Genomic DNA, 17,971 nt, shown 5'->3' on the forward strand with positions numbered 1-17,971 from the left:
AATCGCGGCTGACCATGTCCGAAACGGTCGCAATCGGGCGGATTTGCGCCATTGACGGCCCTTGCCTAGCCTTCGCGCAGCGCCCGCGAGAAATAGGCAAGGAACGGTTCTGTCAAATACTGCAATGGCGTGCGCTCGCCGGTTTGCAAGAAAACCTCGACCGGCATCCCCGGCAATAACGTCTGATCCGCCAGAAGCGCGCGGCTGTCATCGCGCAATTCCAGTTCCACCCGGTAGAAGCTTTGGGCCAGTTCGGCATTGGTAAACGCATCGGCGGAGACCTTGGTCACAACGGCGCCAAGCTGCGGCAGATCGCGCAGATTCAACCCCGAAAACAGGACCACCGCGTCCTGACCGGCGCGAACCTGATCGATATCGGATGGGTTAACCCGCGCCGAAATAACCAAAGGGCGATCTTGCGGCACCACGAACAAGGCCGGTTCTGCCGCGCGCAGCACCGCACGCGGGGTCGTGACCTGCAAGCCATAAACCACCCCTGACACCGGGGCGCGGATATCCAGCCGCGCAATCTGCTCGCGCAGCGCGTGGCGTTGCTCGAACAATTCGACCTCTGTCGCGGAAATTTCGCGCAACTCGGTCTGCGCGTCCTCGCGCGACTGCGCGCCCAGCGACAAAATTTGCTGCGCGATTTCTGCTTGGCGCTCTGCCGCAGAGGCGCGCTCTGCCAGCAACGCGCCGCGCGCGCCTTGCAGCCGCGCGGCCTCTCTGTCCAGCGTCAGCACGCGGGCGGCCTGCGCCAGCCCGCGTTCCAGCAGGTCGGCTTGGGTGGCGCGCTCTTGCGCGACCAGCGCAATCTGGCGGTCGGTCGCTGCGATCTGCGCGGTAATGCCCTCTACCTGCGTGTCAATCTGGGCGCGGCGTTGTTGCAACTGCGCGATCAGCCCGTCACGCGTTTCTTGCCGCGCGGCCAGCAGGCTGCGCTGCCCGGCCATAAGCGCCTCAATCCGCCCTGCCAATTCGGGGCTTTCTGTCTGTAGCGCCGCCAATTCCGCCGGAAAGCTGAGGGTCTTGGCATTGTCGCGTTCGGCCTCTAGCCGGGCGCGACGGGCCAACATTTCGAACAGACGGTTTTCGACCACGTTCAGGTCGGATTGCAGGCTTGTTCCATCCAGTTGCAACATGACATCGCCCGCAACAACCCGCGCGCCTTCAACCACCTTAATGTGCGCGACCACACCGCCATCGGGGTGCTGCACGATCTGGCGGTTCTGCTCGACCTCTAGCTGGCCGAGCGCGATGATTGCGCCAGAGATCCGGCTTAGCCCGGCCCATGCCCCGAAACCGAACACCAGCACCCCAAGGGTAAGCACCGCCAAAAGCACATGGCGGCGCGGCGAGAAAGGGTCATGCCGGCTCATGCCCCACCCTTTCGGTCGGTATCCCATGGGAAGCGTGCCACGGGTTGCCCGCCCTGCGCCGGACCGGCGGCAGAAGGTGCCGCGCCCTCTTGCCCGGCCCCCGGACCCAGAATCGCGCCGCTGTTGCGCGTTGTCTTGCGCAGCACGTCTTCCATCGGGCCCAAAGCCACAACACGCCCAGCTTTCAGCCGCAACACAAGGTCACATTCAAGGATTGCGCCGGGACGATGGGTCATGATGATAACCGACGCCCCGCGCGCTTTGGCGTTGCGGATGGCCAGATTCAGCGCCCGTGACCCGGCATCGTCCAGATCGGAATTCGGTTCGTCCAACACCAGCAGCGCCGGATCGCCATAGAGCGCGCGGGCCAGCGCAATCCGCTGCATCTGGCCGCCTGACAAGCCGCCACCCTCGGCATCTATGATCGTGTCATAGCCGTTGGGCAGGCCAAAAATCACTTCGTGCGCGCCGGCTGCCTGCGCGGCGGCGATCACGTTTTCATCGGTCGCTGCGGGGTCCAGCCGGGCGATATTGTCGCGCAGGCTGCCCGCAAAAAGCGATACACGCTGCGGCAGATAGCCAATGGCACGCCCAAGTTGCACAGGATCATAATGGTCCAGCAACGCCCCATCCAGCCGGATTTCGCCCAGGGCGGGCGGCCAGATGCCCACCAATGCCTCTGCAAGGCTGGATTTGCCCGCGCCAGAATCCCCGATTACCCCCAATGCCTGCCCCGGGCGCATACCGAAGGTCACATCACGCAGCACAAAACCGCTATTTCCCTCTGCCCCCGGTATGCGCAGCGCCAAACCCTTGACGGCCAGATGCCCCTTGGGCTGTGGCAGCTTGGTGCGCGGCGTTTCGGCCGGGGTTGCCGCCAAGAGCGCGCGCAAGCGCGCGCGTGCGGCCCGCGCGGCCTGCACTTGTGGCCAGCCCCCGATCACTTGATCCAGCGGTGCCAAGGCGCGCCCCAGAATGATGGACGCGGCGATCATTCCGCCTGCAGACAGCTCTGAGCGCAGGACCAGCCACGCCCCCAGCGCCAGCATGGCCGATTGCAGGAACAGCCGGATTGCGCGGGCCGATGCACTAAAGCCGCCGCTGCTGTCATTGCCGGAAATCGCCTCTGACAGGGCATGGCGCCTAAGCTCCGCCCAGCGCCCCAAGGCAGCGCCCTGCATGCCCAAGGCGCGCATTTGCCCGGCTTCGACGCTGATCTGTCGGCCCAATGCCTCTGCGCGTTGTTGCGCGGCAAAAGTGTTTTCCTGCCGCGCGCGACTGCGCTGCATGTTTACAAGGCTTAGCCCGGCCAGCGCCAGCGCCGCAAGGCCCGCAAACAGACCCAAGAGCGGGTGCAACAGCGCGATCACCCCGATAAACAGCGGCACCCAAGGAAAATCGAACAGCGCCAGAAATACGGGGCTGCCAGTGATCTGCTGCAAGAGCGCCACATCCTGCGTGGCGCGCATGGGAAGATGCCGCGATGCCCCGCGCAGCACCGCCCGGCCCAAGGCCGCACGAAACACTTTTGCATCCAGTTGCAACTGGTAGCGCGCCCCGGCCCGCGCCGCGATACGCGCACGCGCATGGTCCAGCAGTCCGAAAACCACATAGAGAAAAGCCACCAGCGTGAACAGCACAACAAGCGTGGCCTCTGACCGGCTGGACAACACCCGGTCATAGACCTGCAACATGAAAACAGGCCCCGTCAGCATCAGCAAATTGGTGAAAATACTGACCACGGCGACCACCACGAACAGCCGCCCGCTGCCCCCATCAGCGACAGACGTTCCGTCTGCCAGCGTTGGGAGCGGCTGTGGATGTGGTTGCGGGGCAATCATCACGCCCGGTCCGGCTGGTTTCACGTTTCCCTGCCCTGCCCCGGAACATGAGAGCCTAGAAATACGGCGTCCAGAGGCACTTGTAATAGAGTTAAGTGTCAAGTCATGCGGCTTGGTAGCGTAGCATTGGATGTGTTGTCATCCTATTAAATGCTTGAATAGGGCAGTGTCGTGTGCAAACTTATTAACCATTATTTAAGCCTGTGCCGAATGTAGCGCCCAGCATTTTGACGAATCAAAGGTACGTCATGGAATTAAGTCCATGTCATTTCTTCCAGCAGCGCACGCCGCGGGTGCCTTTTGTCAGGTTGCTTTTGGCTGCCACGATTTTTGCGGCGTTCTGGATCGGACCTAACATGACAAATGCCCGCTCTGAAAGCGCTGCAATCCTGCATCTGGCTTGCGATGGCGCCCCAGCGGACCTGTGCGGGTCGGTCGCGCAGGTGATCGCGGAGCGTTCGCATGGTCGCTATGAGATTCGTCATGTTGCACCGCCCAAGGCAAGCCCGGAGCGCGCGAGCGATCTGAGCCTAACCGTGGTGCTGGATGGCCGCGGCGAAAACTGGATCGCGGCGCATTTGGATTGGCAACATGGGCCGGACGGCGCACGTCACTCGGGCCCGAGCATGGAAATGAGCGTGATGGACACGACGCTCAAGCCGCGCATGTATGACAGATTTGCCGAAAACCTTATCCGCGCGGATGCCGCGATAGCGGCACTGCTATTTGATTAAATGACAGGCCAATATCGTTTGGCCAGCCAGTTGGAGCAAAGAATATGTGCCAGATTTGTGCCGGAACACAGACGTTTGACCCGTCCCGCCACCCGGATGGCGGCGATTTTGCGACAATTTTCGAAGAGGTGGATGCGCCCGATGACACAAGCACGCCCTACACCATTGGCGTCGGAGATGTGTTTGCCGGTTTGCTTAGTTCTCCCGGAGACCGCGATTGGGTTGCTGTGACGCTTGAAGCAGGGGAAAGCTATATGATTTCCCTTACAGGCTCATACGGCGGCGGCGGAACACTAAGTGATCCTTACCTTCGGCTATACGATGGGTCGGGGAACCTCGTCGGGTTCAATGACAATAACGGCAGCACCGATTCGCTGATGTCCTTCACGGCGACAACCGGTGGCACTTACTACCTAAGCGCTGGTTCCTACAATGACTGGTACTCTGGCAGCTACCAGTTGTCGGTCGTTCAAACAGAGCCCGCACCTGTAGGCACGCTCGACGAATTGGCAACCTATCTGACCAACGGCTACTGGAATGACTCCGGTCGGTCAGAGCGCAGCTTCGACACAAGTTCTGACAACCAGATCACAGTCAATATCGAAGGACTGACAGCGGATGGCCAGCAGTTGGCCCTCTGGGCGATGGAAGCCTGGGAAATGTTTGCCGATCTGGATTTCGTCGTGGTCAGTGGGTCTGCCGACATCAGTTTTGACGACAACGATTCGGGCGCCTACGCGCAAACATTTACCCTCGGCACACAGATCAGTTCGGTCAATGTAAACGTCTCGACCGATTGGCTGGACGACTACGGAACCACGATCGACAGCTATTCCTTCCAGACCTATGTGCATGAAATTGGCCACGCCCTTGGGCTGGGGCACCAAGGGAATTACAACGCGTCCGCAACCTTCGGGGTGAGCAACACCTTTGCCAATGATAGCTGGCAGATGTCGGTCATGTCGTATTTCAACCAGTTCACGAATACCGAGGTCAACGCATCCTATGCGCGGCTTCTGACACCGATGATGGCCGATATTCTGGCAGTCCAGAACTTGTATGGTGCCAGCAATGCAACGGCGGGAAACACGGTCTGGGGCGCGAATTCCAACCTTGGCGGCTATCTGGGCGCCGTTTTTGCCGAGGTCACAGGTGGTCCTGACATGCCCGGCTATAACGGCGGACTGATGGCGTTCACGATTGCCGACGTTGGCGGTCACGACACGCTTGACCTGTCCCCGCTGACGACGAACGCGAATATCGACATGCGGCCAGAGACCTTCTCGGATTTCGGTGGGCTGATCGGGAACATGGCCATCGCACGCGGCACGATCATAGAGGATCTGATTACCGGGTCCGGGAATGACACGATCGTCGGCAATTACGCAGCGAATTTCATACAAAGCGGGGATGGCAACGACAGTGTCTATGGCGGTGCTGGCTTCGATTCCATCCTTGGCGGCGCGGGCGATGACACCCTGGATGGTGGCGACGGAAACGACACGATCCGTGGTGAGGACGGCAACGATTACATCACTGGCGGCGCGGGCGATGACCGGCTTTGGGGCGGCGCAGGCGATGACACGCTCTATGGCGGCAGCGGCAATGACATCATCGGGGGCGGCTCCGGTGCCGACCTGATCCATGGTGGCACTGGCAATGACACGCTGTACGGCGGCAGCGGCAACGACACGATATATGCCGACAGCAGCCTTGCCACCGGGTTCAATGCAATCTGGGGCATGGGCGGCGATGACCTGATCTACGCATCGGACGGGGGCGACCGGATCGGTGGCGGCGGCGGGCGCGACACCATCCATGGCGGCGCCGGCAATGACACGATTTACGGTGGTGTCGCCTTGGGAGAGACCACGATTTACGGCAATGGCGGCGATGACGTAATTTACGGCAGCATCGACAATGACACGATCGATGGCGGCGCGGGCGATGACAATATCGGCGGCGGCCTTGGCGATGACCGCATCATCGGCGGCACCGGCGACGACACGGTGCGCGGCTATCTTGGTGCGGATACCTTCGTGTTCCTGGACGGTCACGAGCGCATGCTTGTCGAAGATTTCAGCTTCGTCGAGAATGACAGGCTGGAACTGGACGGCGCGCTGTGGGGCGGTGGGCTGACGGCGTCTCAGATGCTGTCGATCTATGGCAACGTGTCTGGCGGCATCTTTGTGCTGGATTTTGGCGGCGGTGACATTGTCACGCTTCAGGGCATCACGGACAGCTCTCAGCTGGCCTCTTACATAGATATCGTCTGATCGGGCCAAGAAACCCAACCAAAAAGCCCGGCCCCTTCGGCCGGGCTTTTTGCATCATGCTGTGGATTCCCGAAGCCATTGCTGCCCTGCGGCGTGCAATTCTGCATGTGCAAAATAATTGAGCATGACGTCCTTTTTCTGCCCAAAGCGCATGCCAAACCCGGCATGAGGCGCCAAGCGCAAATGCGACTCATTGGCACTGATCCCGAACATCGTTTGTTTGATGTCAGCCTGACAACAGGCAGATTGCCGCCCGTTGGGCCAGATCTTGGCAGACAACAACCCAACGGACGGCGACAACAATGAATGCTGTCTGGCCAGCATAGCGCTATCGGGCCAAACCCGAAAGCAAATTGGCACGACGGCCCTGACACAGGAGCGCTGCACCTCATGACTTCCAGATCCCTGCTAGCCGCCTTGGCAACCAGCACCGCGCTGGTCGCCGCCCCCGCCCTTGCCCAGGATTGCGCTGACCCGATCAAGGTGGGTGTGCTGCACTCGCTGTCGGGCAGTATGGCGATTTCCGAAACCACGCTGCGCGACGTCATGCTGATGCTGATTGAACAGCAAAACGCCGCCGGTGGCTTGCTTGGTTGCCAGATAGAGGCAGTCGTGGTTGACCCGGCCTCTGACTGGCCGCTCTTCGCCGAACTGACCCGCCAGCTTCTGACGGTCGATGAGGTGGACGTGATCTTCGGCGCATGGACAAGCGTTAGCCGCAAATCGGCGCTTCCGGTGCTGGAAGAGCTGAACGGCCTGATGTTCTACCCGGTGCAGTATGAAGGCGAGGAATCCTCGCGCAATGTGTTCTACACCGGTGCCGCGCCCAACCAGCAGGCGATCCCGGCGGTGGATTATTTCCTCGAAGAACTGGGCGTCGAAAGCTTCGCGCTTCTGGGCACCGATTACGTCTATCCGCGCACCACGAACGCGATCCTCGAAGCCTACCTGATGGACAAGGGCATCCCGGCAGAAGACATCTTCGTGAACTACACGCCCTTCGGTCATTCCGACTGGTCAACCATCGTGTCTGACGTGGTGGCGCTTGGTGCGGGCGGCAAACAGGTCGGCGTGATCTCGACCATCAACGGCGACGCGAATGTGGGGTTTTACACGGAACTGGCGGCACAGGGCATCAGCGCCGATGACATTCCCGTCGTGGCCTTTTCCGTTGGCGAAGAAGAGCTTTCGGGCTTGGACACAGGGCCGCTGGCGGGCCATCTGGCGGCGTGGAACTACTTCCAGTCGGCGGATACCGACATCAATGCCGAATTCGTCGCCGCATGGAAGGCCTTTGCCGGCGAAGACCGCGTGACCAACGACCCGATGGAAGCGCATTATATCGGCTTCAACATGTGGGTGAATGCGGTTGAAGCGGCTGGCACCACCGATGTCGATGCCGTGCGCGAAGCCATGTGGGGGCAGGAATTCCCCAACCTGACCGGCGGCATGGCAGTGATGAATGGCAACCATCACCTGTCCAAACCGGTATTGATTGGGGAAATCCGTGCCGATGGACAGTTCGACATCATCAGCCAGACCGCAGAAGTGCCGGGCGATGCATGGACCGACTACCTGCCGGAAAGCGCGGTTCTGACCAGCGATTGGCAGGAATTGGGCTGCGGGATGTATAACACCGCAACCTCGACCTGCGTGCAAATGACCTCGAACTACTAAGCCATGTCGGGCGCGCGGCCCAAGCCTGCGCGCCCGGATTCGTCCTGCCTGAAACTGGACCTGAAATGCCCTTTCGCACTCTGATATTCCGCGCGCTGGCCCTTCTGACGCTGGCCCTTGTCACCCTGCCCGGCCCCGCCCGCGCGCAAGAGGCGCTGCAACCCGCGTTGCAAGCCTATGCCGACGAACTTGCCAGCCCCTCGCGCCGCAGCATCGAAGCTGTCGTCACCGCGCTGATAGAGCAGGGCCACCCCAATATCGGCGACTTCTTCCGCCGCTTCAGCGCCCGTGAGGTCGTGCAGCGCCCCGAAGATGGGCTGTTCTTTTATGCCGAGGATGCGGGCGACCTTGTGCGGCTGGTCGATATAGACAGTGGCGCGGCGGTGGCCGAAGTGTCCAGCCGCGACGTGACACAGATTCGCACCAATTCCGGTGTGCAGCGCGTCATCGCCTCTGCCCTTGTGCCCTTGGAATTGAATGCCCCCGAACGCGAACTTCGCTTGGCCGCGCTAGAGGCGATCGGCCGCAGCCCCAATGCCAGCCAGATCGCGCCCTTGGCCGCAAGCATAGAGGCCGAACCCGATGCCGCGTTGCAAACCCGCAAGGAACGCCTGCTGCTTCTGCTGACGGCACAATTTGGCGAAGACCGCAGCGCGCGGATTGCCGCCATCGATGCGCTCGGTGGCGATATCAGCATCGAAGCGCGGGGCGTGCTGAACCGTTTGACCGCCACTGTGACCGAAGCGGCCCCCGCACTGCCCGAAGGCGCGAATATCGCCCGCTTGCTGAATGTGGGCGCGGACCTGTCAGAAACCGACGCTTATGAGCTGTTGGTCAGCGCAGGGCTGGCCGAACCGGCGCAGACCCCAGCCATGCTGCGCGATGTTCTGGCGCAGAACATTGTTGACGGGCGCGTGGGCGGTGTGCCGGTCGGGCGGCTGAGCGACCCTGCCGCCCGAACCGAAGCTTACGCGGCCTTGGAAGCTGCGGACACCGTGCCGCCCCGCGCGGCCCCGGATGAAGCTGCGCAAGCTGTGGCCGCGCATGTGTTTTTCACCCGCTACACGCTGGACGACGCCGAGATCACCGCCGCTGCGCAAGCCGCGCTTGACAGCACACGGCAATTGATCGCCACCTATCAGGCCGCGGATCTGGTGTTGGATGGCTTGTCACTGGCATCGATTTTCTTTCTGGCGGCGATTGGCCTTGCAATCACCTTCGGGGTGATGGGCGTCATCAACATGGCGCATGGCGAATTCATCATGATGGGCGCCTATACCGGCTATGTCGTGCAGCTTTTCATCCCCGATTACACGATCAGCCTGCTGGTCGCGCTGCCCTTGGCGTTCTTAGTGACCTTTGCAGCAGGTGTTGCGATGGAGCGCAGCGTCATCCGCCACCTTTACACCCGTCCGCTGGAAACGTTGCTGGCGACCTTTGGCATTTCAATCGCGTTGCAACAATTGGCCAAGAACATCTTCGGCACACAGGCGCGCCCCCTGACCGCGCCGGATTGGCTGGGCGGGGCGTTGCAGATCAATGATATCATTGGCATCAGCACCATTCGCTTGGCGATCTTCGTTCTGGCGCTGATCTTTCTTGGCCTGCTGCTTTACATTCTGAAGCGCACGCGTTTGGGGCTAGAGGTGCGCGCGGTCACCCAAAACCCCGGCATGGCGGCCAGCATGGGCATTAATCCCGACCGCATCAATATGCTGACCTTCGGGCTTGGGTCGGGGATTGCGGGTATCGCGGGTGTGGCCATCGGGCTTTACGCGCAGGTCACGTCGGAAATGGGGTCGAATTACATTGTCCAAAGCTTCATGACCGTGGTCGTGGGCGGCGTGGGCAATGTCTGGGGCACGCTTGCCGGCGCATCGCTGATCGGCTTTTTGCAAAAGGGGATCGAGTGGTTCAACCCTTCGAACACGCTGGCCGCACAGACCTTCATGGTGCTGTTCGTGATCCTGTTCATCCAGTTCCGGCCCAAGGGCATTGTCGCCCTCAAGGGTCGCGCAGCGGGGGATTGACGCCATGGCAAAGACAATACTCGCCCCCAAAAAGGGCTTTCTGGCCGAAAACCCGTCCGTGCTGCGGTTTCTTGCCCTGCTGGCCCTGTTCACCCTGATTGTCAGCGCCTTGGCCGAGGGGTTCGGCGCAGGCGTCATCTCAACCTCTTTTCTGAAGGTGTTGGGGATGACGCTGTGCCTGTGCCTGATCGCGGTCGCGATGGACGTGGTCTGGGGCTATTGCGGCATTCTCAGCCTTGGGCATTTCGCGTTTTTCGGGCTAGGCGGCTATGGCATTGGCATGTGGCTGATGTATGCGCGCACCGAAGGCATCGTGCGGGACTCACTCGCCAATGCCCCCATCCCCGCCACCGAAAGCGAGGTGCGCGATGCCATCGCAGGCCAGATTTTCAGCGTCGTGGGCAGCACGGAACTGCCCTTCATCTGGGGCTTTGCGCATAGCCTGACGCTGCAACTGTTGATGATCGTGCTGGTGCCGGGCCTGCTGGCGCTGGTCTTTGGCTGGCTTGCGTTTCGCAGCCGCGTGACGGGGGTTTACCTGTCGATCCTGACGCAAGCCATGACACTGGCGCTATCGCTCTACCTGTTCCAGAACGACACCGGGCTGCGCGGCAATAATGGCCTGTCGGGCTTGCAGAACATCCCGGGCCTGTTGCACCTGCCGCAATCGACCATCGCGCTGTGGTTCTTCTGGGCCTCTGCCTTGGCGCTGGGGCTGGGCTATATGCTGTTTGCGTGGCTGGTGTCGGGCAAGTTCGGGTCGGTGGTGCGCGCGATCCGCGACAATGAAAGCCGCGTGCGGTTTCTGGGCTACCATGTCGAAAGCTACAAGCTGGTGGTGTTTACCGTAACGGCCATTGTGTCGGGCATTGCGGGCGCGCTGTATTATCCGCAAGCGGGCATCATCAACCCTGCCGAAATTGCGCCAATCACATCGATATATCTGGCCGTTTGGGTCGCCATCGGGGGGCGCGGGCGGCTATATGGCGCGGTCATTGGCGCGGCCACGGTCAGCCTGCTGTCAAGCTGGTTCACCGGCGGCGGTGCACCGAATATCGACCTTGGGTTTTACGAAATCGTCTGGACCGATTGGTGGCTGGTGCTGCTGGGCCTTGGCTTCGTAGCGGTGACGCTGTTCTTCCCCAAGGGCATTGGCGGGCTGTTCGACTATCTGGTGAGGAAACCATGAGCGCGCTTCTGGAAGTGTCTGGCGTATCTGTCACCTTCGACGGGTTTCGCGCCATCAACAACCTATCCATTGCCATTGGCGAGCCGGAATTGCGCGCCGTGATCGGCCCCAATGGGGCGGGCAAGACCACCTTCATGGATATCGTGACCGGCAAAACCAAGCCAGATGAGGGCCGCGTTCTGTGGGGCGAGACGTCGATGAACCTGCTGGGGATGTCTGAAAGCGCCATTGCCCGTGCGGGCATTGGCCGCAAATTCCAAAAACCCACGGTGTTCGAAGATCAGACCGTGCGCGAGAACCTCGCCATGGCGCTGCGCAACAAGCGCGGGCCGTTCGATGTGCTGTTTTACAAACCCAACCGCCACGCCCGCGCGCGCATTGCCGAACTGGCAGAGGAAATCGGGCTATCCGACGCCCTGCCCCGCCGCGCGGGCGATCTGAGCCACGGGCAAAAGCAATGGCTGGAAATCGGAATGCTGCTGGCGCAAGACCCGCGCTTGTTGCTGGTCGATGAACCGGCGGCGGGCATGACCCCCGCCGAACGCGAACACACGACCGAGTTGCTGACCCGCGCCGCCCAAACCCGCGCGGTGGTGGTGATCGAACATGACATGGAATTCATCCGCCGACTGAACTGCAAGGTCACCGTGCTGCATGAAGGGTCGGTGCTGGCCGAAGGTAGCTTGGACCATGTGACCCAAAACCAACAGGTGATTGATGTGTATCTGGGGCGCTAAACCATGCTGAATGTCGAAAACCTAACCTTGCACTACGGCGCGTCGCAAATCCTCTATGGCATTGACCTTGTTGCACGGCCCGGCGCGGTGACCGCCGTTATGGGCACCAACGGCGTGGGCAAGACCAGCCTGCTGAAAGCCATTGCGGGCCGCCACCCCTATTCGGGCGGCACGATCACGCTGGATGGGCAGGACTTGCGCCACCTGAACGCCGCGCAAGCAGCAAAGGCCGGCATCGCCTATGTGCCGCAGGGGCGCGAGATTTTCCCGCTGCTGACCGTGACCGAGAATCTGCAAACCGGCTTTGCCTGTCTGCCGCGCGACCAGCACACGATCCCGCCGCGCATTTACGAATTGTTCCCGGTGCTCAAACAAATGAGCGCGCGGCGCGGGGGCGATTTGTCGGGCGGGCAGCAACAACAGCTTGCCATCGCCCGCGCCCTCATCGCGCAGCCCCGTGTGCTGCTGCTGGATGAACCGACCGAAGGCATCCAGCCCAATATCATCAAGCAGATTGGCGAGGTCATCAAATTGCTGCGCGAAGAAGGCGAGATCGCCATCGTGCTGGTCGAACAATTCTTCGATTTCGCCTATGATCTGGCCGATGAATTCGTCGCCATCAACCGGGGCGAAGTGCGGCTGGCCGCCCCGGCGGCGCAGGTCACGCGTGAAAAGCTTCTGGCAGAGGTGTCGATCTGACCCTTGACGGGGGCGCGGATTTGCCCGCTTTTGGCACCCATGACCGCCCAAGCCCCGCCCCTGCCAGATGCCCACCCCATTACGGCCGCGTTCTGGATGTGCGGCGCGATTGCGTCTTTCACCCTGATGGCCATTTCGGGCCGGGAAATACAGGCGGAACTGAACAGTTTTGAGTTGATGTTCTGGCGGTCATTGATCGGCTTTGCGATTATCGGAACGCTGGTCTTGTCGCTGCACGGCCGCGCGGTCTGGCCCGCGATCCGCCCGACCCGTCCGCGCCTGCATCTGGCGCGCAATATCTTCCATTTCGCGGGGCAGAACCTGTGGTTCTACGGGATCATGGCGATTCCACTGTCGCAGCTTGTGGCGCTGGAATTCACCTCTCCCATCTGGGTGGCGGTGCTTGCACCGCTGGTCGTGGGCGAGGTGTTCACCCGCCGTCGCCTATGGGTGGCGGCACTGGGCTTTGCAGGTATCCTGATCGTGGCGCAACCGGGGGTGCAACCGCTCAGCAGCGGGCATTTGGCAGGTATCCTTTGCGCGGTCGCTTTTGCCATGAACCTGCTGCTGACCAAACGAATCATGCGCCATGACAAGGTGTTGTGCGTGCTGTTCTGGATGACGGCCTCGCAAACCTTGTTCGGGCTGGCGCTGGCGCAATGGGGTGGGTTCACATGGCCAAGTGCTGCGATCCGGGGCTGGATCGTGCTCGTGGGGCTGACGGGGCTAAGCGCGCATTATTGTCTGACATCGGCGCTGGCGCTGGCCCCGGCCACCATCGTCGCGCCGATGGAATTCTTCCGCCTGCCGATCATCGCACTGGTCGGAATGTGGCTATATGCCGAAGCATTGGACCCGTTCGTGTTCTTGGGCGGCGCGGTGATTTTCGCGGCGAACTGGTTGAACCTGAACACGCGCAGGGCACCGGTTCCGGCACCCTAAGATTTGACAAATTCAAAGAATTTGGTGGAGCCTAGCGGGATCGAACCGCTGACCTCCTGCATGCCATGCAGGCGCTCTCCCAGCTGAGCTAAGGCCCCAAACCCAAGCCGTTTGGCTTGGTGCGCGGGTATTACGAAAGCCCGATTGCCAGTGCAAGCGGAAAATCGCGCCCCCGCGCGGGTTTTCGTCGATTAGTCGTCGTCGCTCTCTGCGACATCGGCCAGATCGTCGAGCGCGACGGTATCGTCGTCATCGTCTTCCAGCAGTTCATCATCGACATCGGCTGCATCGTCGTCATCGACCAGCAACGCGTCATCATCATCCTCGGCGGCTTTCTTGGCCTTGGCTTTCAGTGCGGCATTGCCTTCGTCGGCGCGGCGTTCCTGAGCTTCGATCACCACGGTCTTGCCGGTATAGGGGCTGATGATCGGGTTCTTGTTCAGGTCGTAGAACTTGTTGCCTGTTTCCGGGCAAATGCGCTTTACGCCCCAGTCAGGATTGGTCATGAGGTTGCCCCTTCGAATGCGAGTCTTTCGTGCAAGGGCGTGCCGTGCCATAAGGAGGCGCGCCTGTAAAGCCCCTTGGCGCGCTTTGCCTGATTATTGACCGATACGACATGCCTCAACAGACCGAAACCGTTGTTTTGCCGGGTGAGCCGGCGCTATGCGTGCTAATCCGCGCCTCTGCCCGCGCGCGGCAGATGTCACTGCGCGTGTCGGGTCTGGACGGCAAGATCACGTTGAACATGCCGCGCGGGTTGGCCCGCCGCCATGCGCTTGCCTTTCTGTCGGAAAAAGAGGGCTGGCTGCGTGCGGCGGTTTCCCGCGCGCCGGGGCCAACCCCCGTCCTGCCCGGCGTGATGCTTCCGGTGGACGGCACGGCGCGGCAGATCACGCCCGCCCGCATTCGCAGCGTTGTGCTGGAAGATGACCGCCTGCTGGTGCCGGAAACCGGCCCGACCGGGGCCCGCGTGGCGGCGTTTTTGAAAACCCGGGCGCGCGACCGTCTGGCCATGATGGCCGACCATTACGCGCAGGCGCTGGGGCGCAAGGTTACGGCAGTGTCGTTCCGCGACACGCGCTCGCGCTGGGGGTCGTGCACGGCGCAAGGGCGGCTGATGTTCTGCTGGCGGCTGGCCATGGCCCCGACCGTGGTGCAAGATTACGTCGCCGCGCATGAAGCCGCGCATCTGGTGCATATGGACCATTCGCGCGCCTATTGGGGCGCTGTTGCGCGGATCATGCCCGATTACGCCCACCATCGCGCATGGTTGCGCAGCCATGGCGCGGCGCTGCATGGTTACAGGTTCGACAGCGAGTAATCCGCGACAACCTCGTATCGGTTGCCTTGCTTGCCTTGGTGAACACGGAACAGCGACAGGGTGTCGGGCATGAATGGCTCGCTGGCAAAGCTCATTCCGCGCGCAAGGGCGTCGTGCAGTTCTGCCAAATCGAAATCCGCCGGGCGCAGATAGGCCAGCGTGACATGCGGCGTGAATTTGCGGCGCGGAAAATCGACCCCGAAGCTGCGCGCCAGCGCTTCCAGCCGTTGGTGCAGATGGGTCAGCGTAGGATCGGGGACAACACGGGCATGCAGGTTATGCGGCTTGGTGCCGCCGAACAGGCCCAGCCCGGCAAGCTGCACCCATGGGGCTGGCGCGCGGAACCCTTGCAAGGCAAGGTCCAGTTCTTCCAGCAGGTCATAGGGCTGTTCGCCCAGAAAAACCAAGGTCAGGTGGTAATTCTCTGGCGGTTGCTTGCGCGCCACAGTCAATTTGTGGCTTTGCAGCACAAGCTGCGCACCGATATGCGACGGAATCTGAAAGCCAAGGAATGCGCGCATCATGGCAGGCACCCTGCCGCAAAGCTTGTGCGGCGAAAAGGGGCAGGCGATTGTGCCGCCTGCCCCTGTTGCATTTATTCTGCGGCAACCGGCACGGCCAGTCCGCCGCGCGGGCGCTCGGGCAGCACGAACGCGATCACAACAAAGACCAGCCCCATGACAATACCCGCGATATCACCCGAAACGGGCAGCAGCGCGGGGTAGTCCTGTCCGGGAATCTGGCCGATGACCAGCTTGCCGCCCCAGATCGCATCCAGCAACCCGGTGTCCTTGATGGCCGAATACACCACCGTATAGGCCGCAGCCCCGACAAGCCCGCCCGCGATATAGACCATCGCGTCGCGCCGGCCCGAAGCCGCCGCACAAACGCCCGTACCGGGGCAGAACCCCGACAGCGCCCAGCCAAAGCCCAGCAACATGCCGCCAATCAGCACGCCCCAATAGGCCCCCTTGACCGACATATGCGCCACATCGACCAGCCCCAGCATTTGCCCGCCGAAGATCAGGATCGCGGCGACGCCAATGCCCAGAAGGATGGTTTTCATCAGGCCCAGCGCACGCAACGCCAGCATATTGCCCAGAACGGACGGGTTGGTGGCCCCAATGCGGTCCAGAACCGCGCCAAAGCCCACGCCGATCACCAATGCAAGAAGAATGTCCATTGTGCTTACTCCTCTGTCTTATACAGCCACAGGGCGGTCGGAACGGCGGTGGCAAAAGCGCCCGCCGCAAACAGGAAGCCCGAAATCGCGGTTTGCGACATGCCCGACATCATGTGGCCAGAGGTGCAGCCCCCGGCCAGCCGCGCGGCAAAGATCACGATGAACCCACCGATAAAGGCGACCGCGAAGCGCTTGGCCACGCTGCTTCCGAAATTGGCCTGCCACAATGCCGGAATGTTGCACTCTGCCCCCTGAACGCCCTTGCGCAGATAGGATGACAGGAACGCGCCCAGCGCCATGGCCAGAACGAAGATGAAGCTGTAGTTGATCGGGTTGGCAATGTTCTTGGCGTAACGCGCGAAATATGCGTTGTCCGAGGTCGGCTTGCCATCCGCCCCCTCATAGATGGTGCCAGAGGCAACCGCGTCTGCGATCACGCCATCCAGAATCACGAACTGCGTGGACACACCAATCGGTTTGACCAGCATCATGGCAATGAAGAACACGAAGCCCAAGGCAAGGCCCCCTATCTTCCAGTCGAGTGTCATGGGTCTACTCCTATAGAAACATATAATATGATTTTATGAATATATTTGCTCGCCTGCTTTGACCCAGATCAAGACAGCGGGCTATTCGGCGTTGAGCGCCGCCATAAGCCGGGCTTTTTCGCCATGGTCGGACGGGTCGGAGATGGCACTGGCCAAGGCTTCGAGTGACGCGATGGAATGGGCGGCGCGAAAGCTGTCGACATGTGGCAGCATTGCCCGGATGCCGCGCGCGCGGGGCGCAAAACTGTCCCACCGCAACAACGGATTCAACCAGATGACGCGGCGGGCGGACAGGTGCAACCGTTCCATTTCGCGCGCCAAAAGCGCCGGGTCGTCCCGGTCCAAGCCGTCCGAGATCAGCAGCACGACCGCCCCCTGCCCCAGCACACGGCGCGACCAATCGACATTGAAGGCGCGCAGGCAGCCGCCTATGCGGGTGCCGCCTTGCCAGTCCTGCGCTTCCGCGCCTGCGGCATTCAGGGCGGCATCCACATCGCGGGTTTTCAGGTGGCGCGAAATATTGGTCAGCCGCGTGCCGAAGGTGAAGGCATGCACCTTGGCCCAGCCCTGCCCCTGCCGGTTGGCAACCGCATGGACGAAATGCAGCACCATGCGCGAATATTGCGACATGGATCCGGAAATGTCGCACAGCACGACCAAGGCTGGCCAACGGGTGCGCGGCGTCTGGCGGTAAAGCGCACGCACCTCTCCGCCGGCACGCGCCGCCGCGCGCAGGCTGCGCCGCCAATCGGGCTTGCGCCCGCGCGGGTCAGGCGCATGGCGGCGGGTCGCGATGGGTTTGACCGGCAGGGTCAGGCGCGCCAGCATCCGGCGGGCCTGTGCGGCTTCGTCGGTCGACATTTGTTCAAAGTCGAGCGTTCGTAGGCGTTCCTCTGTCGAGGCGGTCTGCGAGGCATCGATCTCGATTTCCGTTTCGTCGCTCTCTTTGTTCTGACTGCGCAAATCGGGCGCCTGCGCGCCGTCCAGAAGCGCCTCTGCGGCGCGTTTGGCAGCCGCAGCAGCCGCCTTGTCTTCGGCCACATTGCGCACGGCCGGCAACATCATGGACATCATATGTTCCAGATAACGCGGGTCACGCCAGTAAAGCCGGAACACCTGCGCGAACACCTGTCGTTCTTCGGGACGGTTGACGAAAACAGCGTGCAGCGTCCAATAGAAATCGGCCTTGCGGTCGAACCCCGCCACGGCAACTGCCTGAATGGCGGTTTGAACCCGCCCCGGCCCGATCGGCAGGCCCGATCGGCGCAGCGCGCGCGCGAAATGGGTGATATTGTCGCGCAGCTTGGGGTTATCGGGCAGGGCAAGATCTGTGTATTTTGACACGACTAACCTATCGGAGGGGCTGCGCCCCACGCCTTTACCAGCGCCGGGGCTGCGCCCCGGCAGGAGCGAGG

General features: G+C 61.7%; 17 protein-coding genes and 1 tRNA gene. 9 read left to right on the plus strand and 9 right to left on the minus strand.

Translation table 11 applies throughout. From position 1 onward, the window contains the following. Nucleotides 1–65: 65 nt before the first annotated feature. A complete protein-coding gene (locus AWT76_RS12570; RefSeq protein WP_072246644.1) occupies nt 66–1,379 on the minus strand; it encodes an HlyD family type I secretion periplasmic adaptor subunit in 1,314 nt (437 codons plus the stop codon). Next, nucleotides 1,376–3,244 carry a type I secretion system permease/ATPase gene (locus AWT76_RS12575; protein WP_245638817.1) on the minus strand — a complete coding sequence of 623 codons (1,869 nt, stop codon included), beginning with the start codon at nt 3,242–3,244 and terminating at the stop codon, nt 1,376–1,378. Before AWT76_RS12575 ends, AWT76_RS12570 begins: the two co-directional genes overlap by 4 nt. A gap of 332 nt (nt 3,245–3,576) precedes the next feature. Here AWT76_RS12575 and AWT76_RS12580 point away from each other — a divergent pair, with 332 nt between their 5' ends. Both AWT76_RS12580 and AWT76_RS12585 read left to right on the plus strand, forming a co-directional pair. Beyond that, complete coding sequence (locus tag AWT76_RS12580; protein WP_141655958.1) at nt 3,577–3,954, plus strand: hypothetical protein; 378 nt, start codon at nt 3,577–3,579, stop codon at nt 3,952–3,954. A 44-nt stretch (nt 3,955–3,998) separates the two neighbouring features. Further along, nucleotides 3,999–6,230, plus strand: coding sequence for a M10 family metallopeptidase C-terminal domain-containing protein (locus tag AWT76_RS12585; RefSeq protein WP_072246647.1), 2,232 nt, complete (start codon nt 3,999–4,001; stop codon nt 6,228–6,230). Nucleotides 6,231–6,284: 54 nt separating this feature from the next. On the opposite strand, the gene AWT76_RS12590 is transcribed toward AWT76_RS12585, so the two are convergent. After that, complete coding sequence (locus AWT76_RS12590; protein WP_072246648.1) at nt 6,285–6,554, minus strand: hypothetical protein; 270 nt, start codon at nt 6,552–6,554, stop codon at nt 6,285–6,287. Nucleotides 6,555–6,620: 66 nt separating this feature from the next. Here AWT76_RS12590 and urtA point away from each other — a divergent pair, with 66 nt between their 5' ends. From urtA to AWT76_RS12620, 6 genes are all read left to right on the plus strand, one after another. After that, entirely contained in the window at nt 6,621–7,907 is a 1,287-nt protein-coding gene (urtA, locus tag AWT76_RS12595; protein WP_072246649.1) for an urea ABC transporter substrate-binding protein, read from the plus strand. Between the two features lie 65 nt (nt 7,908–7,972). Next, nucleotides 7,973–9,937 carry an urea ABC transporter permease subunit UrtB gene (gene urtB / locus AWT76_RS12600; RefSeq protein ID WP_072246650.1) on the plus strand — a complete coding sequence of 655 codons (1,965 nt, stop codon included), beginning with the start codon at nt 7,973–7,975 and terminating at the stop codon, nt 9,935–9,937. A gap of 4 nt (nt 9,938–9,941) precedes the next feature. Beyond that, nucleotides 9,942–11,126, plus strand: a complete 1,185-nt coding sequence (gene urtC / locus AWT76_RS12605; RefSeq protein ID WP_072246651.1) for an urea ABC transporter permease subunit UrtC — start codon at nt 9,942–9,944, stop codon at nt 11,124–11,126. Continuing rightward, nucleotides 11,123–11,863 carry an urea ABC transporter ATP-binding protein UrtD gene (gene urtD, locus AWT76_RS12610; RefSeq protein ID WP_072246652.1) on the plus strand — a complete coding sequence of 247 codons (741 nt, stop codon included), beginning with the start codon at nt 11,123–11,125 and terminating at the stop codon, nt 11,861–11,863. Before urtC ends, urtD begins: the two co-directional genes overlap by 4 nt. Before the next feature lie 3 nt (nt 11,864–11,866). After that, complete coding sequence (gene urtE / locus AWT76_RS12615) at nt 11,867–12,562, plus strand: urea ABC transporter ATP-binding subunit UrtE (protein WP_072246653.1); 696 nt, start codon at nt 11,867–11,869, stop codon at nt 12,560–12,562. Nucleotides 12,563–12,601: 39 nt separating this feature from the next. Next, nucleotides 12,602–13,504, plus strand: a complete 903-nt coding sequence (locus tag AWT76_RS12620; protein ID WP_072247702.1) for a DMT family transporter — start codon at nt 12,602–12,604, stop codon at nt 13,502–13,504. Nucleotides 13,505–13,526: 22 nt separating this feature from the next. Here the strand turns inward: AWT76_RS12620 and AWT76_RS12625 are convergent. Together AWT76_RS12625 and AWT76_RS12630 are read right to left on the minus strand one after the other, a co-directional pair. After that, nucleotides 13,527–13,602: transfer RNA gene (locus AWT76_RS12625), tRNA-Ala, on the minus strand. A gap of 93 nt (nt 13,603–13,695) precedes the next feature. Next, nucleotides 13,696–14,010: a TIGR02300 family protein gene (locus AWT76_RS12630; protein WP_072246654.1), complete on the minus strand. Its 315-nt coding sequence runs from the start codon at nt 14,008–14,010 to the stop codon at nt 13,696–13,698. A gap of 110 nt (nt 14,011–14,120) precedes the next feature. Here AWT76_RS12630 and AWT76_RS12635 point away from each other — a divergent pair, with 110 nt between their 5' ends. Next, complete coding sequence (locus AWT76_RS12635; protein ID WP_072246655.1) at nt 14,121–14,825, plus strand: M48 family metallopeptidase; 705 nt, start codon at nt 14,121–14,123, stop codon at nt 14,823–14,825. On the opposite strand, the gene thpR is transcribed toward AWT76_RS12635, so the two are convergent. The 4 genes from thpR to AWT76_RS12655 all read right to left on the minus strand — a co-directional run bounded on the left by thpR (nt 14,804) and on the right by AWT76_RS12655 (nt 17,900). Further along, nucleotides 14,804–15,349 carry an RNA 2',3'-cyclic phosphodiesterase gene (gene thpR / locus AWT76_RS12640; protein WP_072246656.1) on the minus strand — a complete coding sequence of 182 codons (546 nt, stop codon included), beginning with the start codon at nt 15,347–15,349 and terminating at the stop codon, nt 14,804–14,806. The genes AWT76_RS12635 and thpR overlap by 22 nt on opposite strands. A gap of 71 nt (nt 15,350–15,420) precedes the next feature. After that, the gene (locus tag AWT76_RS12645; RefSeq protein ID WP_072246657.1) at nt 15,421–16,008 is read right to left on the minus strand and encodes a YeeE/YedE thiosulfate transporter family protein; all 588 of its coding nucleotides are present in this window, start codon (nt 16,006–16,008) and stop codon (nt 15,421–15,423) included. Between the two features lie 5 nt (nt 16,009–16,013). Next, a complete protein-coding gene (locus tag AWT76_RS12650) occupies nt 16,014–16,556 on the minus strand; it encodes a YeeE/YedE thiosulfate transporter family protein (RefSeq protein ID WP_072246658.1) in 543 nt (180 codons plus the stop codon). Between the two features lie 81 nt (nt 16,557–16,637). Continuing rightward, nucleotides 16,638–17,900 carry a vWA domain-containing protein gene (locus AWT76_RS12655; protein WP_072246659.1) on the minus strand — a complete coding sequence of 421 codons (1,263 nt, stop codon included), beginning with the start codon at nt 17,898–17,900 and terminating at the stop codon, nt 16,638–16,640. Nucleotides 17,901–17,971 lie beyond the last annotated feature (71 nt).

It is taken from the genome of Roseibaca calidilacus (assembly GCF_001517585.1).
Classification (GTDB): Bacteria; Pseudomonadota; Alphaproteobacteria; order Rhodobacterales; family Rhodobacteraceae; genus Roseinatronobacter; species Roseinatronobacter calidilacus.

Excerpts from the sequence above, each read along its gene's own strand:
- urtD (WP_072246652.1), top strand. The coding sequence starts at position 11,123 with ATGAGCGCGCTTCTGGAAGTGTCTGGCGTATCTGTCACCTTCGACGGG.
- urtE (WP_072246653.1), top strand. The coding sequence starts at position 11,867 with ATGCTGAATGTCGAAAACCTAACCTTGCACTACGGCGCGTCGCAAATC.
- AWT76_RS12635 (WP_072246655.1), top strand. The coding sequence starts at position 14,121 with ATGCCTCAACAGACCGAAACCGTTGTTTTGCCGGGTGAGCCGGCGCTA.
- AWT76_RS12645 (WP_072246657.1), bottom strand. The coding sequence starts at position 16,008 with ATGGACATTCTTCTTGCATTGGTGATCGGCGTGGGCTTTGGCGCGGTT.
- AWT76_RS12570 (WP_072246644.1), bottom strand. The coding sequence starts at position 1,379 with ATGAGCCGGCATGACCCTTTCTCGCCGCGCCGCCATGTGCTTTTGGCG.
- thpR (WP_072246656.1), bottom strand. The coding sequence starts at position 15,349 with ATGATGCGCGCATTCCTTGGCTTTCAGATTCCGTCGCATATCGGTGCG.
- urtA (WP_072246649.1), top strand. The coding sequence starts at position 6,621 with ATGACTTCCAGATCCCTGCTAGCCGCCTTGGCAACCAGCACCGCGCTG.
- AWT76_RS12590 (WP_072246648.1), bottom strand. The coding sequence starts at position 6,554 with ATGCTGGCCAGACAGCATTCATTGTTGTCGCCGTCCGTTGGGTTGTTG.
- AWT76_RS12585 (WP_072246647.1), top strand. The coding sequence starts at position 3,999 with ATGTGCCAGATTTGTGCCGGAACACAGACGTTTGACCCGTCCCGCCAC.
- urtB (WP_072246650.1), top strand. The coding sequence starts at position 7,973 with ATGCCCTTTCGCACTCTGATATTCCGCGCGCTGGCCCTTCTGACGCTG.
- AWT76_RS12650 (WP_072246658.1), bottom strand. The coding sequence starts at position 16,556 with ATGACACTCGACTGGAAGATAGGGGGCCTTGCCTTGGGCTTCGTGTTC.
- AWT76_RS12580 (WP_141655958.1), top strand. The coding sequence starts at position 3,577 with ATGACAAATGCCCGCTCTGAAAGCGCTGCAATCCTGCATCTGGCTTGC.
- urtC (WP_072246651.1), top strand. The coding sequence starts at position 9,942 with ATGGCAAAGACAATACTCGCCCCCAAAAAGGGCTTTCTGGCCGAAAAC.
- AWT76_RS12630 (WP_072246654.1), bottom strand. The coding sequence starts at position 14,010 with ATGACCAATCCTGACTGGGGCGTAAAGCGCATTTGCCCGGAAACAGGC.
- AWT76_RS12620 (WP_072247702.1), top strand. The coding sequence starts at position 12,602 with ATGACCGCCCAAGCCCCGCCCCTGCCAGATGCCCACCCCATTACGGCC.